Consider the following 21551-nt stretch of genomic DNA (forward strand, 5'->3'; position numbering starts at 1 on the left):
AAAACCCAAAATCAATGATTTTGGGTTTTTTATATCGTTTATTTTCTCTCCATATCTATATGCGGAATATCATCTTCCAGATACATTTCGCTGGTTTGAACAAAACCGTGGCTTTCATAGAATTTTTGCAAATATAGTTGGGCTCCAATAGTAATATCAGTTTTACCAAAATGCGTTTTGATTCCTGCTATTGCTTCTGTCATTAAATCATGTCCCCATTTTTTATCTCGATAATCTGCACTTACAACTACTCTTCCTATTGATGCGTTATCAAAACTAATTCCCGCATCAAATAGACGTGCATGTGCTACAATTTTACCTTCATATTCGCCTATTAAATGTAAAGCTAGTTTGTCTTTGCCATCAATATCCAAATAAACACAGTTTTGCTCTACAACAAAGACTTCACTTCTTAGTTTTAGGGTATCATATAGTTCGTGAACAGTTAATGCCTCAAAAGGCTTTATTTTCCAATTTGGTTTCATCGGTCTACTTTTAATCATTAAAAAACAAAATTACACCAAATATAAATCCCGATTGCGAATTACAATCGGGATTTAGTATAAAGATTTCATAAAAAACCAATTTATTATCCAACGACTTTACCTAAAGTAAATTTACAACTGCCCGGATATGCACTACAATTGTCCATCCAAAATTTATATTGCATGTTGCCAAAATAAATTAAGACTTAAAAAAAATCCTGATTACAAAATGCAATCAGGACTTTTAATTATTTGTTTAAGAATCAATTTTTCTTAGTCATGATAATTTCCATGCTTTTAAACTCTTTGCCGTTTTTCACATCGAACATTTCCATTTTTCGGGTTTTAGCGTCAACAATAGTATATAGTTCACGATATGGTGTTTTTATACCATTCATCGGATTGACCATATCCCCTTTTAGTTCGATACTTTTTGTCTTATCATCATATTTCCCGTATGCGACCAACATTCCCGTTCCCATATTATCTATAAAAGTGGTTGTATATTCTTTGCTGGCATTATTGTAAGCAAGAGTACTTCTCCCTACAAATGGTTGTCCCATCATTTTTCCCTGATAATTAGCTTCCTGATAACGACCGCCCAAAATCATTTTAATATCAGCGGTTGAAGTTGCTTTTTCTGGTTTTCCATCGGGTGCAGACCAAAAAGTCATATCACAATTCCATGTTCCAATTTCATCTGCCATTAATTTATGTGGAGTTCCTGGCGTAGCATATGCTTGCCATGCTTTCATTTGTGCCACTGAATCTAATGGTACTTCTGCAACAGGTGCTTCTGTTTTAATACTATCTGACGCTTTATTGGGCATAACTTCTGTGTTTCCTTCTTTTTTGCAAGAAACAAAACACAGGACTACTAATACGGATATTACAGTTATTTTACTCATAAGTATTTGTTTTAAAGTTTATTACAAAACAAAATTAAGAAAAATAACAATTAGTCCATTTTTAGATTCTAGTTTTAAAATTATACTTAAAAAAGACCTTCTAATGGTTTCACTACTATTTCAACCGATTTAAAGTTTATCGCTTGTTGATTTTAACCGATTTGATTATCGCTTCTAGTTCTAACATCGAATCTCGTTCTTCATGCGAAGGCGAATAACAAAATCCCTCTAGAACTAGTATACGGTTATACGATTCATCTATAATTGCATAATTCACAAATGGTCCAGTCATGAAATCATTTCTTAAATCCCATGTCCCTTTTGTTTCAAATGCTTTTTTCCCATCTAAGGTTATTTTAGAAAAATAAGGTGCATAAGCTTCTTCGGTAATCATTCGGGTATTGGGTTCTCTCCCTTTAATATAGCTACCTACAGAATCTCGCATCTTAACGATGTTGCCTACTATATTTGAATTCTTGGTAATATTTTTTATTGGAACTTGATAAATAAGCAAACTCGTACTGCCACTTACCATTTCCTTTTTTAGCCAAATAAAATTACGTTTATGTAAAACATATTCATATCCAGTTGGAACATCTAACTTTATGTGAAACTTGTTATTCAATATCGCAGGATTCATCAAAGATTTGCTGTTGATTCTTTGACATTCTGCAATTTCAGTTTCTCTAATGATTCGAATGATTTGCGGTGTATGAATTTCAAAAGCATTTATAATATCCGAAACTGATTTTCCTGATATTCGGAACACATTCTGTGGTGATGTGTATACATTTTTGGTGATTTCGAATTTATTGACATTCGATTTTTTAACCACAATAATATTTCGCCCATCGGTCATAAAACCTTCTAATAATTTGGCTGGATATTGATTTATGGTAAATAAAGGCTCCTCTTGGATAAGCCCAACAACTGGTGAAGCAAATTTATTTCGGATACTATCTCCTACTTCTCCATACCACAACTGATCATCTATAATAATCGAGATTGTGTTGATCTTACTGCTATTCTTATGCTGATGTACCTTCTCATTCTTTTTAAGGCATGAGAATAACAAAAACGGGATTATAAGCAATAAAAAATGGGTTTTATTCATTTTTAATTTTTAGTTAAGTTCTGAAATAAAACCCAAATTTATATACAATTTTTGATTATCCGTTTATTTTGAGTTTCATTCCGGGTTTAATATCTCCGTTTTCAATGTCATTCCATTTTTTAATATCCGAAATAGTTACTCCTGGATATTTTTTGGCGATACTATATAACGAATCTCCTTTTTTGACATAATAATCAACTCCAATATTTTTTACAGAAGCAGTTTTTTTCTTAAATGTATCAATATTATTTGATGCCACCATGATTTCTGGAGCTTCATCTGATTCTTCAGCTTTTGAATGGATTACTAACTTCTTCATTGAAGATACCATATCCATGTTCTCTGCAGTAAGTCCGTTCCATTCTTTTAGGTCAGCTACTGAAACATTAAGCTTCTTTGCAATACTGCTTAAGTTATCTCCTGCCTGCACCACATAAAGTGATGGTTGTGCTTCTTTTGTATTTTTATCTTCAACACTAGCAATGGCTTCTTCAGTACGTTTTTTATCAACTGCTGGAACCAATTTTACTTCGTTAATGTCTTTCTTGATAATTTTGCTTTCTGAAATAATTTTTAAGTTTCTACCTAAAGCGATTGAATTACTTTTTAGATTATTCCATTTCTTCAACTGTACAATTGAAACATTGTATTTGTTGGCAATTGAACCTAAATTATCTCCTGAACGAACTTTATAAAGTTGTGTTTTTGAAACAACTGTTTGCGTTGCTCTAGGCGAAGTTGCTTTCGTTGTTGCAACTAATGTTTGAACCTGATTTGATTTTGGGCTTACTTCATGATCAAGGTAAGCATAAATCTTATCTTCATTTGAAGCAAACACAGAAGCTTTTTCTTTTGGTAACCTCAAGAAATGCTCTTCATCTTGATAAAACGGAACTACATTAAGTTTGTACGAAGGGTTTAAAAGCTGTAACTGGGCTTCGGGAATATCAAGCAAACTAGAAATTTGCTTAAATGTCATTTTCTCTTTAATTCGTATAGTATCTGTCTGGAAATGTTGTACGACAGCTCTATCCGGGTTTATTCCATGTTCATTGTGGTATTCATAAAGATACATTGTTGCTAAAAAAGCGGGAACATATCCTTGTGTTTCTTTTGGTAAGTGATTACGAATATCCCAATATGTCTTTTTTCCTCCTGAACGACGAATCGCTTTAGATACATTTCCTGGACCTGAATTATAAGATGCTAGAACCAGTTCCCAATCGCCAAATATGTTAAACATTTTTGACATGTATTCGGCAGCAGCAGCTGAGGCTTTTAAGGGATCACTACGCTCATCGATAAACGAATCTATTTTTAGATTGTATTGTTTACCTGTGTGGTACATGAATTGCCAAAGTCCTGTAGCGCCCATTTTAGAAACTGCTTTAGGGTTTAAAGCAGATTCTACAACGGCTAAGTATTTTATTTCTAAAGGAACGTTCTGTTTAGCAAATGCTTCTTCGAACATTGGAAAATAATACTCTGATAAAGCCATTAATCGAGAAAATGATTTTTTACGATTCTTTAGGAATGACTTTATAATATTTTCCAACCCTTGATTATACTGAATATTAAAGGGCGATTTTTCATTCATTGCTTCAAGTCGTTGTTTTAGCAACTCTGTTGGCAATTCATAATCTACCTTTGCATCTGTATTTATTGTTTGGATATCTTTTGATAAATCTTCGTAAATATCTAAACTCACCAATTCCTTCATCCAAAGACTATCTACGCGAGTTGCATATTCATCTTTTACGAATGATTTCTTAACTGAATCTAAATATGAAATTTTGATTTCCGGTTTTACAACGGTATTTGTTTGTGCAACATCTTGTGCAAACAAGCCCATTGTGGATAACAGGAGTACTGATAATGTGGTATTTTTTACAATCATAATGTATATTTCTACTGGCTATATTTCAAACAATTATAATGCCATTATTTGCAAACTTAATAACTACAAACTAAAATACTCTTTAAAAAGTGTTAAAAATGAGGTAGTTAGTCTAAAATAGCTGCTATTCCAGGTAAAACTTTACCTTCTAACATTTCTAACATTGCACCACCTCCGGTAGATACATAACTCATTTTTTCTTCGAAACCAAATTGTTTTACAGCTGCTACTGAATCTCCTCCACCTACTAGTGAGAAAGCTCCATTTGCAGTCGATGCAGCAATATAATCTCCTAAAGCAATTGTTCCTTTAGCAAAAGATTCCATTTCGAAAACTCCTAATGGTCCATTCCATAAGATCGTCTTTGAATCCATGATTACTTTTTCAAAGTTTTCTAATGATTTAGGACCTGCATCAAGACCTTGCCATCCATCAGGAATTTCATATACATCTACTACTTGTGTATTTGCTGTATTTGAGAAATCATCTGCAGCAATAACATCAACTGGAATATGTATTTGTACTCCTTTTTCTTTAGCTAGTCTTAAAATTTCAAGTGCTAATTCTAATTTGTCATCTTCACAAATAGAATTTCCTACTTTACCACCTTGTGCTTTGATGAAGGTAAATGTCATTCCTCCTCCAATAATCATGTGGTCTACTTTGTCTAAAATATTCTCGATAACTGTAATTTTCGAAGAAACTTTAGATCCACCTAGAACTGCTGTAACTGGTTTTTCACTATTTTTAAGTACTTTATTTAAGCTTTCTATTTCTTTGGCCAATAATGCCCCGAAACATTTTTCGTTAGGAAAAAATTGGGCAATTATTGTTGTCGAAGCATGTGCTCTATGTGCTGTTCCGAAAGCATCGTTTACATAGATATCACCTAATGATGCTAATTCTTTTGCAAAAGCAACATCTCCGGCTTCTTCTTCGGCGTGAAAACGTAAATTTTCAAGTAATAAAACTTCGCCTGGTTTTAAATTTGCAGCTGCATCTTTGGCAACTTCTCCAACACAATTTGTAGCAAACTGAACTGGAACTCCTAAGATATCTGAAGCTGTTTTTAAAATATGTTTTAAAGAGTATTTCTCTTCAACTCCTTTTGGTCTTCCAAGGTGTGACATTAAAATCACACTACCTCCTTGTGCTAAAATGGCATCAATTGTAGGTTTTGCAGCTTCAATACGTGTTGCATCTGTTACATTAAAATTTTCATCTAATGGTACATTGAAATCAACACGAATTATTGCTTTTTTATTCTTAAAATTAAAATCTTTTAAAGTTTTCATTAAGGTACGTTTTTTAGTTTTTTTGAAAGAATAACAAATATAGAACTTTTAACTTAGTAATAAATTTGATAAAAATAAAAAACGCAGGTTTATATAAACGAAAACGTTGTAATTTGATAATTATTTTAAATAATACACAAATCTTTAAAATAAGCTAAATTAATTATCAATCATGAACCGGATTTTGGGTACATGGGCAGTTACTAATTGCTTGAAGGAAATCGAATCCTATCGTTACCACATGGGTCCCTGAATTATAGGCTCCAATTCGGTTTAGTGATGCTTGGTATGAATATCCAAAATAAAAATCTGACTTTTTAAAACCTGCCATCGGACCTACCATCAAGGGTTGAAAGAACTGATCATTCAAGAATCGATATGAAACTCCTAACCAGTAATAATCTTCGTAACGGTTGTATTGTCTGAATTTAAAGTTGAAATCGGTACTTGAACGTTGATCACTAGCAAACAATTGGTAGTAAACTGATGGTTCGAACTCGATTCGGTTATTTTCAGCTCCTCTAAAAACATATCCTGTATACACTTGATAGTTTCGAAGCAAATTAGGCTCTATCCCATCAAATCTATCTATTTCCTTGTTTAGGATGTTACTTGCATTAAGGCTTAAGTAAAACGCCTTATTACGGTACAAAACACCTACATCAAAGTTGTTATTAGAAACGAATCGATTGTCAGTAATACTTGGATCCGGAAGTGGATTATCGTACGTTGGTGTGAACTCGTTTATATTGATTTTAAAATTATTGATATTATACGATATACCAAATGACAGGTATTGTTTTGAATAATAATCAAGAATCAAGTGGTGAGCAAATGATATTTTGGCACCAGTTTGTCTGGTATAACCATTTTTATCATTATAAAGCGAGATTCCCACTCCTGAACGATCCAAAATTCTAAAATCGGCATAAAGCGATTGGTTATCGGGTGCATCCTTGATACCTACCCATTGCGTTAAACCATTGGCACGTATTCTAAGGTTATCCCCAATACCTGCAAATGTTGAAGATACTACAAATGGGTTATCGGCTAGGTACTGTGTAAAAACTGGCAAATTTAACTCTTGGCTGTAACCTGATGTTACAGCCATAAGTAGAAATGATATGATAATTTTTTTCATTGTATTTTTAATTTTAGATAACATAATTACTTTGTTATTAGTTATCTGTAAAGGGTGAAATGTCCTACAAACTCTCTGTCATCTTTTTTGTCATTGAGTTTCAATACATACCAGTAATCACCTGATGGCAATTCGTTACCATTGTATTTTCCATCCCATTTTTGACCCAATCTATATTTGCAGATTACGCGACCGTATCTATCAAAGATATCGAACGTTAAATCTTTGTAGTTCACTGTACATCCTGGCGCCCAAGTATCGTTTATACCATCTCCATTTGGAGTAAAGTGATTTGGAATACAAACATCGATGTATTCAAAATATCTTGATGCTGTAGCTGTACATCCATTTTTATCTGTTACAGTAACTGTGTATGTTCCTGATTTGTAAATAATGAATTTATTAACTGATCCATAAGGCTCACCATCTAATGTGAATTGGTAATCACCACCACCACCTGTAGCGGTAGCAACAATTTCATTTAATCCACCATCAGCTAATGTTAATGTTAATGGCTGAACCACAGCAATAGTAAATGGTAACGTTGTTTGTTCACAACCATTAGTATGTCTAGCTGTTACAGTATGCGTACCTGGAGCTACATTAACAAATATGTTGCTTTCTTGATACATACCACCATCTAGTGCATAATCTACATCTACTGGATTTGTATTTGATCCATCAATTGTAATCGTTACAAAATTTGCTGCCAAATTGTTCACACAATCCGTATTAACCTTAGCTGTAGGCTCAAGTTTAACTGCATCTGGAGTAACAATTTCAAGCTCTGCTATACAATTGTTAGCGTCAATTATATATACAGTATGTGTACCTCCTACTAATTGAATGAATGTATGTTCATCTCCTAAAATTTGCTCATACGTTCCATTTCTGTCATCTAATACTACTTTGTATGGAGCAGTTCCTCCAACTATTTTAATACTAAATGCTCCATCTTTATCACCATCACAATACTCTGGTAATATACTACCTGGCACTAAACTAAGGCTTAAGATGTCTGGTTGTTTAATTTCTATATCCTTAATAAGGAATTCACATCCATTTTCATCCTGAATTAATATATCATAGAAACCTGGTTCTAAATCATCAAAAACATTAGATTCAAAGAATTGTCTAAAGTCTGGTGAAATTGCATATCTAAGAATTCCTGTACCTCCTTGAGCAGTAACCACAATTTTTCCGTTGTCTGATCCATTACAAGTTAAATCAGTAGGAACAGCAGTTGCAGTTATGCTAGTAGCTGGTTCTGTAATTGAAACTGGCAATGAAATAGCCTTACAATCATCACTAACCACTTGTACAAAATAATCTCCTTTTGCAAGGTTATCAAATTGACCAGGTTTGTTTTGAGTTGGTGCAGGTGTAACTGGTAGTTTACTTGCATCTAACAACGTGTAAACATAATTACCTAAACCTCCTATAGCTGTTGCATATATACTACCTGTACTTGATCCTTTACAGTGAATATCATAATCGACAACACTAGAGAAAACTAACGCTGGAACTGGTGAGAAATCAACTTGAGTAGCATAACTAATACAACCTAAAGCATCTTGTACATAATATTTATATGTAGTCGCTACTGCAGTTTGTGGCAATGTAATATCTACTGAAGAATTAAAAGGAGCAGAAGTAAAATTAATTCCATCTGTACCATATTTATAAGGACCACCATTTCCGCCTGTTGCAGTAAGTGTAATCACAGGTAATCTATTACAACCTTCGATTGTTTTAATTCCTAAAGATGCTTTTACTATAGTAGGTTCTTTAATTTCTACCGATACTGATGTACCTGTACATTTCCATTCATCTGAAACAATAACCATATAACTTCCAGCTTTCAGATTAGTAAACACAGGATCCACTTGTGGTCCATTTTTAGTTACAACTCCATCAGGATATGTTGAAACCAATGTATATAAATATTTACCTGAACCTCCTGTAGTAGTTACTGTAAGTTCTCCAGAATTATCACCGTTACAAGTTAACATTGCCTTAGCTACAGTAGCTAAAACCTTAACTTCTTCAGGGATTTTTAATTCTAAAGGTACTGAATCCTCACATTTACTATCTCTTACTTTTACTACGTAATTACCCACTCCTAAGTTAGGGAAAGTTGATTGAGTAGACCAAGCCACTAATGGTGCACCATTCAATTCCAATTGGAATTCGTAACCTCCTGGCCATCCTCCTTTAGCAGAAGCTATGATTTTCCCATCATTATTACCCACTGCACAAGTAATCTCTGAATGTTGTATTTCAAGTTCTAATGGTGTCAATGGTCCATCTATAGTAAACATAGTAGTTACAGTACAGAAAGGTGAATCTATTAATGTCGCTTCTATTTTATAAGAACCTGCTTTTAAATTACCAATTTTAAGTGGTCCTAAATTTGAACTAGTACCCGTACTAGGTGTAGGACCCGTAATTACATAAGTGAATCCATTAGGAAGATTAGAAGGAATAGCTTTAGAATCTACTAAAGTGAAATCTATGCTTCCGTCTGCTGCATTAAAACACGTAATGCTCTTAACGTTTGTTGCTTTTAAATCGAAAGTATTCGGCTTATCAACAGTATGAATTCTTTCAATACTACATCCTGTATCAGGATTTTTAACTGTAATCGTATATTCTCCTATTGGTAAATTAGTAAATACATTTACTCCAATTAAATTAGTTTTAATTGTACCATCTGGATATGTTATAGAATACTCTAAAGCTGGCAATACTCCTTTAGAAGTTACTGTAACTTTAATATTCTCTCCATCATTACATGTTATTATAGCATCAACTGATATAAAAGCATCCTCAATGTTTACATAAGGCTTAATTGTTGCTGTAGTAGTAATTGGACAGCTATTACTATCATGAACTTCAATAATATAAGTACCTCCAGCTTGATCAGACGAAGTATATTTAGTCTCTTTTCCAGACTGAACAATTCTATCTTCTGCTACTGTAGCTCCTTTTTTGATAAATACGTATTTGCTATACGGTAATGTTCCTCCTGAAGCACTTACTTCTATCGTTGCAAACTTAGGCTCATTTGTTCCTGCATTACAAACGAATTCAGTAACAATTGGAGTAGCAATAACGATAAGACTTGGTTGAATAATTTCAGTTTTTGCTGAACCTGGACAATCTCTACCAGACATAACCGATACGGTATACTTACCTGCTGGTAAATTACTGAATGTAGGGTCTTTTTGTTCTGGTCTAGCAACAGCATTCCCATTATAATCAACACCTGTTAAAGTAAACTTATAATCAGGGTTATTATTACTTGCATCTAGAGCAACTGTTATAGTACCATCAGCTCCACCGTAACAAGCAACTGGAGTTGGTTTTAAATCAGCATCTACAATAGTAACAACTGCTGCTGTAGGTATCACATAATCAATTGATGCAGTACAACCAGTATCCATATCTTTTACCCAGAAATAATACTTTGTTCCTGGAGTTAAATTTGGGAATACAGCTGATACGCTAAATACACCTGGTACTGTCGCTGATCCAATAGCGAACTGGTAATTCGGTGGAGCTACTGTTCCTCCTATACCTGTTAGGGTTACAACACCATCACTACCATTACAAGTTGGATAAGTTGAAATTTCTGCCGATAATCCTAATGGATCCAAAATTGTAAATGCTGCAAGTACTTCTGTAATACATCCGTTTGCATCTTTCACATATACTGCGTAAGTACCTGGTGATTTTACTGTTAATTTAGGGTTTATTGTAAAATTATCTTTATCTAAACCATATTGTAACTGTCCTACACCATTAGCAGTTACTGTAATTGTATAATCTGCACCAGCAACATAACATTGGCTATCTGGTGTAGCTACAATTGCACTAGGAACTGGATCTATAGTAATATCAACAGTTGTCATAACTGAACATCCATTTTTATCCATAACCCAAACATCCCATTTTGGGCTTACAGTTGGATCTAATGTAGCAGTATTGCTATCAAGATACTTCCCAATTGGTGAATCTCCTGATTTAACAAACGCATATTTATAACCCGGTGTTCCACCAATAACAGATGTAATAGGAACTGTTACTTGTGCGCCTTTAGTTTTACAATTTTGAGGCACATTTGTAATTGGACCTAAACTTAATGCTAATAAAGGTTCAGTAATTATAACCGCAGTTGAAGTTGCTTCACATTTAGGGAAAGCTGATTCTTTAACTACAACTGTGTATTTTGTTCCTGCTGGTAATCCTGCAGTTACTGTTGAACCTAAAGCTGTATCTCCATTTCCTGCATCTACAGGAAGAGGATTGATACCGTTAAAAACTTCATAAGTATATTTTCCAGTATATCCAGTAACATCAATAGTTATTTTTCCTGTACTATCTGTTTTACATCCTACTTGAGATGATGCAAAAGCAGTTATTTCAAGATCATTAAATAATGGAACTGGTTGAACAGTTGATTTTATACTACAACCTGTATTATTATCGAAAATTTCGAATTCATAGTAACTACCAGCTGTTAATGCATCATAAGCAAATGTAGTACCAGTAACAGTCGTTAAACTTCCTGCAATAAGAACTCCATCTTGATACACTTGGTATGTAAACTCTTTTGGAGTATTTGTTCCTCCAGTAATAACAACATTCATTACTTGCTTGCCGTTTTCACAATCTATTAATGGTCCAAATGTTACATCCGCAGCAATTAAACTAGGGAATGGAGCAATTGGAATCGTAACATCATCGATACAACCGTTTTCATCCTTAACGTAATACGTTACGTTTTGAATCGCTTTGTTATCATCTACATAGAATTCATTTATGTCTTTATAAGTAATATTATCTTTACTATATGTGTATTTCCCAGTTCCACCAGCACCTGTAACGGTAACTTTTGTAGCTTTAGGAGTATTTCCTGTAGAACAAAGGAATGGATCAGCTACTGCACTAGCAACAACTTCAACAGGTATACCAATAGTAACTCTTACTGTTTTCTCACAACCTCTTTCCGATTTTACTGTAACATCATAATCTCCTGAAACTAATCCATCAAAATAACCATCTGATACTTGTGTAGTTGGAAGTCCTGTTAATGGAGCAATTGGCGTAAGGATAAATGTATAAACTGGATTATTGTTAGCTGCTGGTAAATTAACTTTAATTGTACCATTACTAATGTTTCCTTGAGCTGGTTGTCCAGCTGGAGTCATACAATTAGGTAATGTCACTTCAATATCACCAATTGCTAATACTACTTTCGTAGGAAGCGGAATATCAACATTTACAGATTTTGTACAATTGGTACTTAAATCCTTAACCGTTACAGTATAACTTCCTGCTGCTTGATTTAAGAAAATACCATTGTTAAGCTGCACTACATCTGCAGGAGTAGGAACTACTGTATTATTTCTTAATGTATATTCAAATTTATTTCCAGTAGCTGCAGTAATATCACCTCCAGAAACTTCTGCAGTAATAGTACCATTTGCAATTTCACAAACTGGTGGAAGAGTAAATTTAGCTTTAAGGTCTAACGGTTTGAAAATTTCTAATTCCACTTCGTTGCTCGTACAACCATTTAAGTCCTTAACTTTAATTTTGTATTTCCCTGAAGCCAAATCAGATATTGTAAATTTTGGTACTGTTGTAATAGCAACAGCATTACCACCATTTAAACTATATGTATATGGTCCTACACCAAGTGTAGATATATCTACATTGATAGCAAAATTACCTTCGGTAGCTGAACAGAAAGCAGGGTCGATAACAGCAGCAATTACTGGTTCTGGATCTAACTTAACTGTAACTGGTGCATATGTAATACATCCGTAAGCATCACGAACATACACAAAATAATCACCTGCTTCTACGTTGAATGTGTTTGATTTATGCAAAGTAATATCAAAAGATGCGGCTGTTGGCTCTATATCTAATGCATCTTTCCCTGCAGGTAAATTATCCTTCACTATTTGATATAAATATGGAACTGCAGCAGAAGCTGGAATTGCAGGTACTCCTGGTGAAGCCGGTACACCAACAACTGCTGGTAAAGTAGTACCTCCTTTTGCAAAAGCTTCAACTCTACCTGCATTTAAAGCACAATTATCATTTTTATCTGATTTAGCTGTCAACTCTAAAGCTGTAGCTGAACCAGTAATATTAAATTGAAGTGTAGCAATACTACATCCTATTTTAATAGGCGTAGTTGTTCTATCTAGTACTTCTGTTACCAAAACATAGTAATTCCCAAATGGAAGTGTACCAAAATTAGTTATATCAAAAGATGTACGTGGTACAGTCCCAGCAGGAACAATACCAGTTCCTATGCCTCCGATTGGAGCTAACGTTTCTGCATTAAAAATTTGATAGTTAATATCCGTTGCTACTCCATATTGGCTATAAACTTTAAGCGATACATTTCCATTGTCAGCATTCAAACAAGTGATATTTTGTGCCTGTACATTCTCTAAAGTTAACTTAGTGTTTGTCGGAATCGCTTGGTCAGCAGTCTCAAAATAATAACACTTTGTTCCTTCATCATAAACAATAAATGTATAGGTAACTCCTGGTGTTAAATTATTAAAGACAGCCTTTTTACTACCTGGTATAATAACTGGGTCTCCTACTGGAGAGCCTAAAACTGTCTCATCTACCCATGGAGCAGTTGTAGGAGATTTCCAAACCATCCCTGGGCCAGTATAGATAGCAAAATGGAACGGTCCATTTCCTGTAATTCCAGCTCCAGTACCAGTACCAACAGCAACAGTTGCTGATCCCCCTGTAGAACAATCTGCAGGTGGAGAAGATATTGTAATATCCAAATCTTCTGGAGGAGATGCTACTAGTATATCTTTTATAATTTTAGAACAATTATTTGAATCTGTTATAATAATTTGATAGTAACCAAAATCTACTACTTCAAAAACTTGTGTTGCACCAGTTTGTCCAGTAAATTTTTTATCATATCCATTAACACCTTTTACATGATAAATATAATTTGGTGTCCCTCCAGATACAGAGGTAATTGTAATTGACCCCAATGATACACCACCTGATTTACAAGTTATAGGGTCTACTTTGTAAACTATTGAAATTGGTGTAGGTTCATCAATTTTAATATTTAACTTTTCTGTAAAACAAGATTTTGAATCAGTAACTTTTACAGTATAGATTCCTGCCGGAAGTCCAGTAGTTTGTTCACCATAAGATGTACTAGTAGTTGTATTATACACATCTATTACATAAGGACCTACTCCAAAAGCGGTATCGATAGTTACAGTAATTGAACCTGTAGATTCCCCATTACATAAAATCGTTGAATTTGGTGTAGCTGTGAATTTCGGATCTGTTTTTGGTTTTACAATAACTGTAGAAGTTGTTGTACAACCTGTATTATCTTTTATAAAAAATTCATATTTAGTATCTGTTGTAGCAGTAGTTGCTACATTATTTGTATAAGAAAATTTATTCCCTGTTATTACTTTAACAATAGGATCTGCAACTCCATTTACTGATACGGTGTAAGTATATGGTGCTGTACCTTCAAACACTTCACCTTTAATAATAACATCTGGATTAATCGTACAATCGATATCTTTATCCATCTTTACAGATGCTGTTAACTCTTTTGCAATATGTTGAGATGTTAATACTAATGTACAACCTGTTGCTTTGTCTCTAACAGTTACAACATAATCTCCCGGTTCTAAATTAGGAAAAGTTCCAGAAGGCTGATAAGCTCCATCATTAAGTTTGTATTCGTAAGTTGGCGATGGTACTATTGCTGGCGTGACAACTATAGTTGCTTTATTAACTTTATCATAACATAAATCTGAAATCAAATCTATTTTAGCATCAGGTTGAACTTTAGCAGCCAATGTAAATTTATCAGACACTTCACAACCATTTAAATCTTTTACAGATACTGTATACTCTCCAACTTGCGTTAAATTATCAAAACTATTTTTTGGCTGTGGACCTACTGTAGTTTTATCAGGTTGTGTAAGGGTATATTTATTACTTCCCCAACCACCTTTTGTACTAACCACTACTTTACCATTAACATCACAAGTCATTGGTGTTGCAGTTAATAGTGTTATCTCTAATTTTTCAGCAGGAGCTAAAATTTTAGCAGTTGCTGAAGCGGTACAATTTGTCTCTAGATCTGTTATGATTAATTCATAATTACCCACTCCTAAATTAGGTGCGTCTACAGAAAATGTTGTTGATCCCGCAGCAGGAGTTAAACCTGTTACTGCTGTTCCTCCGTTGATAGAGTATGAATAACGAACTTTATTCCCTAAATCCTTGATAGTGAATTTTGCAGAACCATCTGTACCATTTAAACAAGAAATATTTATTTCTTCTTCTACTGTTACTACTATTGGTATTAATTTTTCAATAGTATAAGGCAATGAGAAAGTACATTTGTTTGCATCTCTAACAGTAAATGTATACGTACCTGGAGCTAGACCTATAAACGTAGCATTTGTTTGGTAAGGTCTTGTAAGTCCAGCTGGAGCAGTTATTGCATATTCATATGTTCCTTTTCCTCCTGTTACACTGTTAATAGTAACATCAACTTTATTAGATGGACATTTGAGATCTGTATTTTTAATATCCAACGCTGTAATCGGAACTAAATCCAAAATAGTACCTGCATCTTTAGTAACTGTACATCCTTTGACATCAGTAATTGTAACTGAATAAGTTCCGCCAGTAGTTAAATCTTTAAATATACCTGTATCATTTGTTGCTACTACTGTAGTAACTCCATTTTTGGTAATATTTAATACATAGGTATAAGTTGTACCGTTTCCTCCTGTTGCTGAAGCTGTAATAATAGCTTTAGTTTCACAAGTATATGGTGTTGATATAGAAACTGAAGGAGTTATTACATCTGGTTGTGTAATCTCAACTTCTACCTCTCCTGTACAACCATTAGTATCTTTTACATAAAATTTATGCTTTCCTAAAGTTAAACCTGAAAAATTAGGAGAGCTTGTAAATCCTGTTGTAGGTTTATCACTAAACTCATAATCACCTGTTCCATCATGTCCAGTTAATACTACTGAACCATCTGACAATCCATTACAACTAATGTGAGTTGGCACTGCCTTAACTGTAGGGTTTGTAATTGAAGCCACATTACCCTCCGCAGTTGTTATACATTTATTTTTATCGGTAATTTCAAAAGTATATTTACCTGAATTAGTTGTAGTATATGTAAATTTTGGACCTGCAATAGTTCCTACACTAGCGTATACTTGATTACCTAAACCATCTTTAACTATATAACTAAATGGTGTTGTTCCACCATTAATTGTCACTTCAATCTTAGCCTCTTTTGGAGCGATACAAGTTAATGAAGTCGTTGTAAGCGCATCAGCAGTAAGCTTAGGATTAATTGTTTGACTAATAACTGTAGCTTCACAACCAAAATCATCAGTAATTATAAATGTGTAATTTCCTGTTGCTTTTGCTTCATAAGTAAATGAAGTACCTGGTGCTGGAACAGGAATTTTTGAACCTAATGCACCCGTATTGTATTTAACCTGATAGAAATAAGGACCTACACCACCAGTAATATTAACTGTTATCGTGGCAATTTTTCCATCAAAACATAAACCTGTATTATCTGCAATTTCAGCTTTTGGAGCGACTGGAGCATCAATAACTAAAGCCGTATCTATATCATCTAGACAACCATTTTTATCTTTACCCGAAACAATATAAGTGCCTGGCTTAACATCTGTTAATATTCCATTAGATGGGAAAGTAACTACATTAGGCGGTGTTGCCGAATCTGTAAGTGTAAATGTATAGTCTTTTGTTCCTCCTTTTCCTGTTGCAGTAACTGTAGCACCTACAGAACACTTAGCAGCAGTAGCTTTTGCTTCTACTTCAAACTTTTCTGGTGAACCAATTGTAGGGTTCAAAGTAAAGTCACAACCTACAGAAGCAGCATCATAACGAATCTTAACAACATGAGGGCCTTCACCTAAATCATTAACAATAGTCTCTTCCAATTTAGAAATTTTCCAAGGAAGAACTCCATCTATTAAATATTCAAATCCGTTGGTCGTATTAAAATTCTTAGCAATAATAGTTATAGATCCATCTTTACTTCCTTTACATTTTGTATCAATAATGTCTTTAACATCAGCCGTGAATTTTTTATTAGGATCAACAATAACCTTAAAGTCTTTAGTTGATAAACATGATTTTGGTAATTGATATACTTCTATATCGTCAATCACTAAATCATTACCAGAAATTTCTAAACTTCCAGATCGTATTACAAATGTCAAATTATCATTATCTCCAGGGTTTAACTCTAAATGAATTGGAACCCATTTCGTTCTATTAGGATCATTTGGATCTTCTGCAATTTTACCTGTATCTTGCCTTGCAACAACTTTTCCTAATTTATCTACTAACTCAAATCTAACAATTGGAGCGGCACCAGACATACCCGTATTAAGTAAATTACCAACAAAAAGATCTACTTTTATAGGTTGATTCTTTATAACATCAATAATAGGTTTACTATATAAAACACCGTATGTACCTGCAGCAGAACCGATATTTACTAATAAATATCTCCCTAGTGGATCTGGTTTTGGATTAGCTGCAGTAGTATGATCTTTATATTGAAACCATGCTGTATCATTTCTCCAAAAGAAGCTAGTTACAGAATATTGATTATCCTCAACAGATCGTGTTCCACATTTATAAGGAGCATTAACTCTTTGATCATTAAAACAATATGCCGCAGCAATCCCTGGTGATGTAGTTGTTCCACCTGAACCAAAATCTTCTTTTAACAAAGTACTATAGGTTGGTACCGAAACCAATTTGTATCGTACTGATATTACGTGTGGAGTACCAGGAACTGATGGTGGTACGTTTACAAAAACATTCGGTGGGTTATTGGTATTAACTACTCCATTAAGTAAATATTCATACTCATAATTACCTCCTCCTGTATTAGTAACTGTAACTGTTGTTGATGCAGTTCCATTACAATTAAAAGTTGGTGTTGAAACCTCAATTGTAGGGTCCGCAGGTTTTGGATCTAAAACAATTCCTGTCATTGGAAAAATACAATCTGCCGCATCTTTTATATAAAAGGTGTATGGAGTTGCACTAGGATCAATATAAGCTTCATTAGAAGTTATCCAAGTTTTTCCACCATCAAAACTATATCTATATAAATTTGGTGCAGGAAAAGGTTTTCCTCCTTGAGCATTTGTAATTCTAACTTTACCTTGATTTTCATTTCCTGGTAGTCCGCAACCAGATAACTCAGCAATTCCAGCTGATGCTGTTAATGCAGATCCAGATCCACCTATTGTAATAGTTTTTGATGCATCAAAACAATCTACTCCGTCATAGGTATATTTTACTACAACATCATAATCCCCTGCCGCTAGATTTTTGATTGGATTAATTGTACTAAAAGGCCCCGCAACACCATTAATACTATATGAAACAGTATAAGGTGAAACAGCAGGATTTAAAGTAATTGAAATTTCTCCTGTTGCACTTCCGTAACAGTTAACATCTTTCTTATCAATAGTTGCAGTTGGTCGTATAAGATCTGGAACCTTAATAGTAGGAATTGTAACACTACATCCCGCAGCATCTACAACAACTATATCATAATTTCCGGCAGTATTTATAGGAATAACCGGATTGGTTAAAGGAGTGGTTACTCCATTAACATAATAGTAATAGTATGGTGGAACTCCTGCTACAGGTTTTCCTCCTGTTACCACTACAGTAATCTCACCATCCTCACAAGTAAGTGGTTTTGTAATAGTAGCTGTAGCAGATAATGAATAATCATCTATAGTAACTTTTTTTACTTCCTTACAACCATCTTTTGAAGTAATTTCTACATTATAAGTACCTGGAGCAATACCTTCAAAAAGATGATAATTAGTAGGATCAGCAATTTGTCCTGAGTCACCTTTTAGTTCTCCTGTTGTTGCGTCTTTAACTGTAAATTGATACCATCCGTTTACACCATTAGCAGTCGCTTTGATAGTTCCTCCTTTTCCAGTACATAATGGATTTGTTGTTTCTACATCTGCTGAAAAAGTTAATTTAGAAATAGTAACATCTGCAGTGTAGACACACTTTTCAAATGTATTATCTACCGCTTTTGTTCTAATATGAACTAGATATCTTCCCGCTGCAACGTCATCAAAAACATTAGAAGCTTGGTATGGTAATTTTCCATCCAAACTGTATTCATAACCATATCCATCATTTGGTTTTGGATTTGTAATTGTAATACTTCCTTTTGTATCACAAACAATATCTTGTTTGATAAAAGTAGGATCTACAACACTTTGAGTTGCATTAAAATAATACATATTAACACACGTATTATTATAAGTAACAACAAGTCTAAATGTACCTGCTCTATTTACAGTATATGTTGGTCCAACTGCTATCTCAGTCCAGTTTGTAGCATTTACATCTGGACAAGTATCATCTAAACCACCTGGTCTTGCATCTTTTGTCTCTTGCCAAACAATACTTGTTGCTCCTGTAATTTTAGTATCAATAAATTTAGTTGCCGTTTTACCACATAAAAATATCTTAGGAAATGGCTTTCCATCATTAATACATTTATAAGGTAATTTAGTTGTTGGATCAATATTATCCGCATATTCATTAACAGGATTATCGTTAATATTTACTACATAATCCTTAACAATAAATTTTTGTTGTATCCCTAAACAAGGTGGAGCAGCAGTCGTAACTACTGTATATGTACCTGCTTTAGTAACTGTAACTTCTTGGTTATTTCCGCCAAAAATAACTCCATTTTCATCTTTCCAAACATACGTTTTATAACCACCACCTGCTTTAAGTTTAACCGTACCGCACAAAAATAATGTTTGCTCAAATTTACATTTATCAAGTCCGATAAGAAAGTTTGTCGCAGTAGGTTCTCCTACATTACATCCTTCATCAGAAGAAAGACTTCCCTCTCCAAAAGTAGCTGGATTAATCGTTCCATTATATTTTGAAATAGCAGTATTTTTAATTTCATTAGAGCAAGCGTCTGTTAAAGATTCACAATCTTTAATGGTCTTTACTCTAAATTTTATAGTATAAACTCCCCCTTTTGCTTTAACTAAAGCTGGGCTAATGTTAAATACTATTGTTCTAGTAGCTTTATCATAAGAAGCAATTGTTACCCCTGATGGCAAAGGCAAAATATCGTTTTTGTCATCAAAAATAATATTGTTAGGTAGAATATCTGTTATCGTAAAATTTACAGCATTATCATTCCCTTTATTTTGAAACGAAATTTCATATCTTAAATCTTTATCGATACCGATGTCTTTTCCTCCCGCATCATAATCTTTACCCTTATCATCTGTTCCTATAACTTTTTTAACAAGAACTATCCTTGGAGCAATAATCTCTACTGCAAAAGCATTAAAATAATAAAAATATACATCTTGATTACTACCTAAACTTATTGTTGCCGAGGTATCTCCATTCTTAATTACTGACCCCCCTGGATATGCTGTTGTTGCTGGATTATCTACTTCAAACACTCCCGCATCAAATCCTAAAGTATTGGAACTATTAGGGGTTCTATTATTAAGAATAGTACCTAATGAAGTAACTGTACTGTTAAAGAAATTATAATAGGTTTGATAGATCCACTCCCAATCCTTTCCGTTCCACACCCACTTATATGCTCCTCCTTCTGTTGGTCTTTCTGGTGGTACTGACTTCACTCCATTGATAGCTAAGAAATCACCTTGGATATCCGCATCTCCCTCTATTGCCGAAAAAGCAAATTTTGCTTTTACTGGTCCTACAGGTATTGTTGTAAATCCAGAAACTTGTATGTCTAAATTAGTATCTGCATCAATAGCACTAAATCCGTCAAATGAAGTAATTGCTTTTTCTGGTAGAGTTGCATTTTCATATACAAAGAACAATGACCATCCTGCAGATAAACCTGTACCTCCAGAACTACTTCCAGCAGGTCTGTTATACCCTTGTGCAGTTGATACATTGGCTACTGTATAAACACCCTGAGGATCAGGTCGTGGAGATTTAGTAAAATAATCTGTTACATTAGCATAACATGCATAAGGATAACTAGTACCAACTACACTATTTTTTGCATCATAGATAACAGTTCCATCTATATCAACATAGCTTCCTCCAGGCATTTTAAATTTAACCTTATCTATTGGATTGGGATTACTCGTTTTGTCTCTGGTAACAGCACTCCAATACAATCCAACATACACAATCTTAGAGCAAGATGCATCTGGCAAAGTCAACTTTGCACTACTTGAATTGAAAGTATCTGGATCTAGGTCAATATCAACATATTTCATATTGAAATTGGCATTACCACCACTATAAATATAGGGGTCATTCGGCTTTTGATTTGATCCATTATCTCTATTCAAGATATTATTTCCAATCAAGAGAATATCACCTCGTAAATTTTTATTATTGTACCTAGGGGCAAAATCTTTAAAATTTTGAGAATAAGAAATAATACTTTGCAAGAAAATCAAAGCAAATAAAGCAATCTTTAAAATAGTAGGTTTTTTCATGGTATTTTTTTATTTTATTATTTGCAATGTTTTCCTAATGGGCCGTCAGGAAAACAAGGCAAATAACTCTCTAAATTTATTCGGCAGCAGGCTCTTCTA

7 protein-coding genes are annotated in these 21551 nt (G+C 33.9%); all 7 read right to left on the reverse strand.

Annotated features, from left to right (window positions below; translation table 11 throughout):
- Window positions 1-38: 38 nt before the first annotated feature.
- The 7 genes from LNQ49_RS12200 to LNQ49_RS12230 all read right to left on the reverse strand — a co-directional run bounded on the left by LNQ49_RS12200 (window position 39) and on the right by LNQ49_RS12230 (window position 21452).
- Complete coding sequence (locus LNQ49_RS12200) at window positions 39-485, reverse strand: GNAT family N-acetyltransferase (RefSeq protein WP_229989142.1); 447 nt, start codon at window positions 483-485, stop codon at window positions 39-41.
- A 263-nt stretch (window positions 486-748) separates the two neighbouring features.
- Window positions 749-1393: a DUF1579 domain-containing protein gene (locus LNQ49_RS12205; RefSeq protein ID WP_229989143.1), complete on the reverse strand. Its 645-nt coding sequence runs from the start codon at window positions 1391-1393 to the stop codon at window positions 749-751.
- A gap of 136 nt (window positions 1394-1529) precedes the next feature.
- Window positions 1530-2507, reverse strand: coding sequence for a DUF4837 family protein (locus LNQ49_RS12210; protein ID WP_229989144.1), 978 nt, complete (start codon window positions 2505-2507; stop codon window positions 1530-1532).
- Between the two features lie 55 nt (window positions 2508-2562).
- Window positions 2563-4404, reverse strand: a complete 1842-nt coding sequence (locus LNQ49_RS12215; RefSeq protein WP_229989145.1) for a LysM peptidoglycan-binding domain-containing protein — start codon at window positions 4402-4404, stop codon at window positions 2563-2565.
- 107 nt (window positions 4405-4511) lie between these two features.
- Window positions 4512-5699, reverse strand: coding sequence for a phosphoglycerate kinase (locus tag LNQ49_RS12220; protein WP_229989146.1), 1188 nt, complete (start codon window positions 5697-5699; stop codon window positions 4512-4514).
- A 166-nt stretch (window positions 5700-5865) separates the two neighbouring features.
- Window positions 5866-6840: a PorP/SprF family type IX secretion system membrane protein gene (locus LNQ49_RS12225; RefSeq protein WP_229989148.1), complete on the reverse strand. Its 975-nt coding sequence runs from the start codon at window positions 6838-6840 to the stop codon at window positions 5866-5868.
- A 41-nt stretch (window positions 6841-6881) separates the two neighbouring features.
- On the reverse strand, window positions 6882-21452 hold the full coding sequence (locus tag LNQ49_RS12230) for a T9SS type B sorting domain-containing protein (protein WP_229989150.1): 14571 nt from the start codon (window positions 21450-21452) through the stop codon (window positions 6882-6884).
- Window positions 21453-21551 lie beyond the last annotated feature (99 nt).

This window comes from Flavobacterium pisciphilum (assembly GCF_020905345.1).
Classification (GTDB): Bacteria; Bacteroidota; Bacteroidia; order Flavobacteriales; family Flavobacteriaceae; genus Flavobacterium; species Flavobacterium pisciphilum.